The organism is Arthrobacter sp. H5 (genome assembly GCF_000520595.1).
GTDB lineage: Bacteria > Actinomycetota > Actinomycetes > Actinomycetales > Micrococcaceae > Arthrobacter_D.
Genome location: NZ_KI915001.1, coordinates 18,508 through 23,415 on the forward strand (window position 1 = coordinate 18,508; position 4,908 = coordinate 23,415).

5 protein-coding genes are annotated in these 4,908 nt (G+C 63.2%); 2 read left to right on the plus strand and 3 right to left on the minus strand.

The genetic code is table 11. The annotated features are described in order from the left end of the window. Positions 1-1,118, plus strand: a 1,118-nt coding sequence (locus Y708_RS25090) for an ABC transporter ATP-binding protein (RefSeq protein ID WP_035776368.1), incomplete at its 5' end; no start/stop codon positions are given. Further along, positions 1,084-1,827 carry a GntR family transcriptional regulator gene (locus tag Y708_RS25095; RefSeq protein WP_253905818.1) on the plus strand — a complete coding sequence of 248 codons (744 nt, stop codon included), beginning with the start codon at positions 1,084-1,086 and terminating at the stop codon, positions 1,825-1,827. The genes Y708_RS25090 and Y708_RS25095, both read left to right, overlap by 35 nt. A gap of 14 nt (positions 1,828-1,841) precedes the next feature. Here Y708_RS25095 and Y708_RS0113795 read toward each other — a convergent pair whose 3' ends face one another. The 3 genes from Y708_RS0113795 to Y708_RS25100 form a co-directional block, all read right to left on the minus strand. After that, positions 1,842-3,215: a short-chain fatty acid transporter gene (locus tag Y708_RS0113795; RefSeq protein ID WP_028280387.1), complete on the minus strand. Its 1,374-nt coding sequence runs from the start codon at positions 3,213-3,215 to the stop codon at positions 1,842-1,844. A gap of 86 nt (positions 3,216-3,301) precedes the next feature. Next, positions 3,302-4,558 carry a phospholipase D-like domain-containing protein gene (locus Y708_RS0113800; protein ID WP_081746803.1) on the minus strand — a complete coding sequence of 419 codons (1,257 nt, stop codon included), beginning with the start codon at positions 4,556-4,558 and terminating at the stop codon, positions 3,302-3,304. Positions 4,559-4,609: 51 nt separating this feature from the next. Beyond that, positions 4,610-4,908 (minus strand): MBL fold metallo-hydrolase (locus tag Y708_RS25100; protein ID WP_155853875.1); only part of this gene is annotated, 299 nt, incomplete at its 5' end.

The window sequence follows — 4,908 nt, forward strand, 5'->3', positions numbered from 1 at the left end:
TGGCGGGGGAGCCGGACCTTCTGATCGCTGACGAGCCGACGTCGGCCCTTGATGTGACTGTGCAACGCCAGATCCTGAACCACCTCCAGACCCTGGTGGACGCCCGGGGGACGTCCCTGTTGTTTGTCACCCATGACCTGGGGCTGGCCGCGGACCGCACGGACAGGATTATTGTCATGTCGGAGGGCCGGATTGTTGAAGTCGGCACGCCCCGCGAGATCCTGCTCGACCCGCAGGAAGACTACACCCGGCAACTGGTTGCCGCCGCGCCGTCCGTGGCTGCGGCTTTGGAGAGGCAGTTGCCTGGGTCGGAAGTCAGTTCCCCCGCCGGCCCCGAACCAATCCTTGTGGTGAAGGACCTCTGCAAGGAGTTCAAGCTGCGTGGCCAGCGCGGCGGAACCGTCCGTGCGGTGGACAACATTTCGTTTAGTGTCCAGCAGGGGACAACGACGGCGGTGGTGGGCGAGTCGGGCTCCGGCAAGACCACGGTTGCCCGGATCATCCTTGGGCTGGAGACTCCCACCGGCGGTGAGGCCCTCATCAAAGGCCGCAGTATCACGCAGACCCGCGGACAGGACCGCCGTGCACTACGGCGAATGGTGCAGCCCGTGTTCCAGGACCCGTACGGATCATTGGATCCCACCTACAGCATCGAACGCCTGATTGACGAGCCGCTGCGGATTTTCAAGGTGGGGGACAAGCAGAGCCGGCGGAACAAGGTGGCCGAACTGCTGGAGAAGGTGGCACTGCCGCACAGCCTCGCTCAGCGGCGGCCCAACGAGCTCTCGGGCGGCCAGCGGCAACGTGTGGCCATTGCCCGGGCACTGGCACTGGAGCCGGAGTTGCTGATCTGCGACGAGGCGGTCTCCGCCCTGGATGTGCTGGTGCAGGACCAGATCCTGAACCTGCTGTCTGAGCTGCAGGATAGGCTGGGGCTGACCTACCTGTTTATCACTCACGACCTCGCGGTGGTGCGCCAGATTGCCCACAACGTGCTGGTGATGAAATCCGGTTCGGTGGTCGAGGAGGGCAGCGTGGACAAGGTGTTCCTCAACCCGGACGCCGACTACACCAAGGAGCTACTTGGAGCGATCCCCGGTGCAGCCTTTGCAGCCTGAGCCTTCTTCACCTGAATCGCCGGACGGGCCACGCGAGCCGGCGCCCAAACAGCGTGTCCAGGACGAGATCCGCCGTGACATTATCTTTGGCACGCTTCCGCCCGGAACCAGGGTGACAGAGGCCGCACTGGCCGCGAAGTACGGGATATCCCGGGTACCGGTCCGCGAGGCATTGCGAACCCTGGAAGCGGAGGGCTTTGTGGAGTCCAAGCCGTACGCCGGCTCAACGGTGTCCAAAATTCCCGTGGACGATGCTGATGACCTGTTCTTTGTCCGTGAGGCATTGGAAGCAGCCACCGCACGCCGGGCGGCCAAACGTGCTGCCGCGCAATTCGCGGCGGGTGCGCCTAGTGCCGAGTGGTGGAAGGCTCGCAGGGTGCTGGCGGCCGTGCTCGACGACGGCGACCGCGTCATCGCGCAGGACCGCCTGGACCTGTTGCCCGAACTGAACATCCGTTTCCATCTGGGGGTGGCCGACCTGAGCGGCAGCGCCTCCCTGACGGCGCTGCTCAGGCAGATTTCCGGCAAGATCGAGTGGCTCTACGCAACGGATGTGAACACCCGCGGCAAACAGTCCTGGCGAGAGCACCGCAGCATCATGGCGGCAATCGATGCCGGCAACGCCGCCGAGGCGGAGGCTCTGATGGCCTCGCACGTTCACCAGTCGCGCGAGGGGTACCTGGACCGGTTCTCCGCCGCCACGGAGTAACGCGTTGCCGGTTCCTAACCCGCGCCCACGATCAGCAGGATGCCTGCGAAGACTACGCCGGAGACAATCAGTGTGACCATGGTGTAGCCGAGGATGTCCCGCATCTTCAGCCCTGCTATGGCCAGCAGCGGCAATGCCCAGAACGGCTGGATCATATTGGTCCACTGGTCGCCGTAGGACACCGCCATGATCGCAATCGAGGGATCCACACCCAGACGCTCGGCGGCGTCGAGCATGATGGGTGCCTGTACAGCGAACTGGCCGCCGCCGGAGGGAACAAAGAAGTTCACCAGACCGGCCGAAAGCAACGCGAGCAGCCCGAACGTGGTGGGGTTGGCGATCCCCACGATGCCGTCCGACACCACGTTGATGAGGCCCGTCGTCGTCATCATGCCCATGATTCCGGCGTACAGCGGGAACTGCAGCAGGATTTCGCCCACATTGGACGCAGCGTTCTTCACCAGGGCGATCAGCTCAAACGGGCTGCGGACCAGTAGGAAGAGCAGCGCAAGGAAAGTCCAATTCACTATGTCGAGTGTTGCGGTTCCGCCCTGCACATAGTGGACCACCAGATAGGCCACGAGTGCCAGGCCCACCAGGGCGGTGAGGATGCGGCTGGCGTCGACGCGGTCGGCAGGGGTGACAACGTCGTCGTCAATGTCGACGTCGTCGGTGCGCCGGGCATCGACCTGCAGCTCGGAAATCTTGTCGCCGGAACGGGGTGAGATGAAGCCCAAGGCTGCGCCCACCAGGATGATTGTGACAATGGCTGCCGTGATGTTCCACCACGAGAAGGTGGTTTCACTGATGGGAATCGTGCCTCCCAGCTGCTCGGCGATGAAGGAGCCTTCAGTGGCGGCAGTCAGCGGCCCGGAGCCCGAATAGCCCATGTGCCAGACAACAAATCCGGAGAAACCTGACGCCACCAGCATGGGGAAGTGGAGCGCCATTCCTTTTTCGCGGGCCTGCGCCGCCACTTCCTTGGCTAGCAGGCCGCCGACCACCAGCCCGAGTCCCCAGGTGATCAGCGAAGCGATGGCGGCAATCAGGAAAACAGATACGTACGCCTGGACCGGGGTGCGCGGGATACCGCCCAGACGGGCAAGCAGTTTGCGGACAGGACCCGTGTGCGCGAGCGCATGGCCCAGCAGCAGAATCAGTGCCATCTGCGTCATGAAGGCGAGCAGCCCGGCCAGCCCGTCTCCCCAGCCATTGAGAACATCCACAGGCCCCGCGTCGGTGAAGATGAGCGCCGCGATGGCCACCACCAGGCTGAGGACCACGGCGAACACCAGGGCGCTGGGGATATAGCGTTCCACCACGTTATTGATGGGCCGCATGGCGGCGGAAACCGCAGACGTCTTCGGTTTGGGCTGTGCAGTGGGCATGAGTGCGTCCTTTGGATTGACTTCGTTGTCAGCTGTATTGTCGGCGCCGCCGTGGACGGCGCGTCTTCCACCTTACTGAGACTGGACTACAGGAATGGACGCAGGGGAGCCAGAATTGCTTCGCTGACCCGCGCAACGATGTGCCGGCCCTCCCACTCGTCCAGGGTCAGGGTGCGGCTGTTGCTGCTGTCGATCTCAAAGATCCGCTCCATGGTGGCGGCGAGTTCAGGGTCGAAGATTTCGAGGTTGATCTCGTAGTTGCCGGTGAGGCTCAAACGGTCGATGTTTGCGGTTCCCACAGTTGACCACTCGCCGTCCACGGTGGCGGTCTTCGCGTGGATCATGGCGTTCTGGTAGAGGAGCACTTTGACGCCGTCACCCAGGAGCGCAGTGTAGAACCCGCGGGACAGCCAGTCCGAGACCACATGGTTGGAATCTTCGGGCAGGATCACGCGGACGTCGACGCCGCGTTTACTGGCGCGCAGCAGTGCCTCAAGGATCTGCTGGTCCGGGATGAAGTAGGCGGTGGTCATGTAGATGTGGCTCTTTGCGCGGTTGATCGCGTCCAGATACACGCCCCTGATGGGAAAGACCAGGTTGGCCGGGATGTTGTTGACCGCGCGCAGGCGTGGCTCCCAAAAGTCTGCGCTGGTCTCCGGCAGTTGTTCGCGGCGGCCAACCGCACGGGAATTCCAAAACGCCACGAAAGCCTGCCGCAGTTCCCAGACGGATTTCCCTTCAACCGACAGGTGCGTATCACGCCACTTCGATGCGTAGAGCGAGCCGATGTTGTAGCCGCCCACAAAGCCGATGCGGTCATCCACGATCATGATCTTGCGGTGGTCAAATCCGGTGCCGCGGATGTTGGTGAACACAATGGAGGGGCGGATAACGGGGAAGCGGAAGACCTGCACGTGCGGGTGAAAGCGGTAGAACGTGAAGGGCACCACCAGGTTGGCAAAGCCGTCATAGATCACATGAACCTTCACACCGCGCTCGGCCGCGGCATTGAGGGCATCCTTGAACCGTTTGCCGATGGCGTCGCCCTTCCAGATGTACGTCTCCAGCATGATCCGGTGCTGGGCGCCGTCGATCGCAGCGATCATCGCCTCGTAAAGATCGTGCCCGTAGGTATAGACGGTGGTCCTGGAACCGGCCACTTCGCCTTCGAAGATCCCGGGATGGGGGAAGCCCGGACGTCTGCTGCGTCGTTTCTTCTGGATGCCGTCGATGATCACGATGACTGCAATGACCGTGGCCTGCACGGCGGCGAAAGCCAAGGCTCCGCGGATCATCAGGGACTTGGTGAAAGACATCAGGCGGAGTCGGCGGAACGTACGCATGTCAAGAGCCTAACGGGTGGGCGCGCGGCGCCGTCCCGGGAAAGGGTGGCCTTACCGGCGGACCTTACATGGTGGATTGTGTCCGGGGCAGATCCACCGGATGGAACCGCCGGCAATCCGGCCGCGAAGGAGGTCCGTGGTCTTCTCCGCCAGGACGTTGTCACTGTTCAGCGGACGGTAGAAGCGGCCGATGTCGCCGTTCTTCCGCACCACCACGGAGTCGCCGCTGAACAGGACGGCGCCCCACTGGTAGGCGACATGACCGGGTGTATGGCCCGGCGTGGGAAAGGCAGTGAGGCCGTCAAAAACCTCCTGCCCGCCGTCGAACTCTGTTACATCGGCTGGATAGG

Coding starts and splice junctions, on each gene's coding strand:
- Y708_RS0113795 (WP_028280387.1), bottom strand. CDS start 3,215: ATGCCCACTGCACAGCCCAAACCGAAGACGTCTGCGGTTTCCGCCGCC.
- Y708_RS0113800 (WP_081746803.1), bottom strand. CDS start 4,558: ATGCGTACGTTCCGCCGACTCCGCCTGATGTCTTTCACCAAGTCCCTG.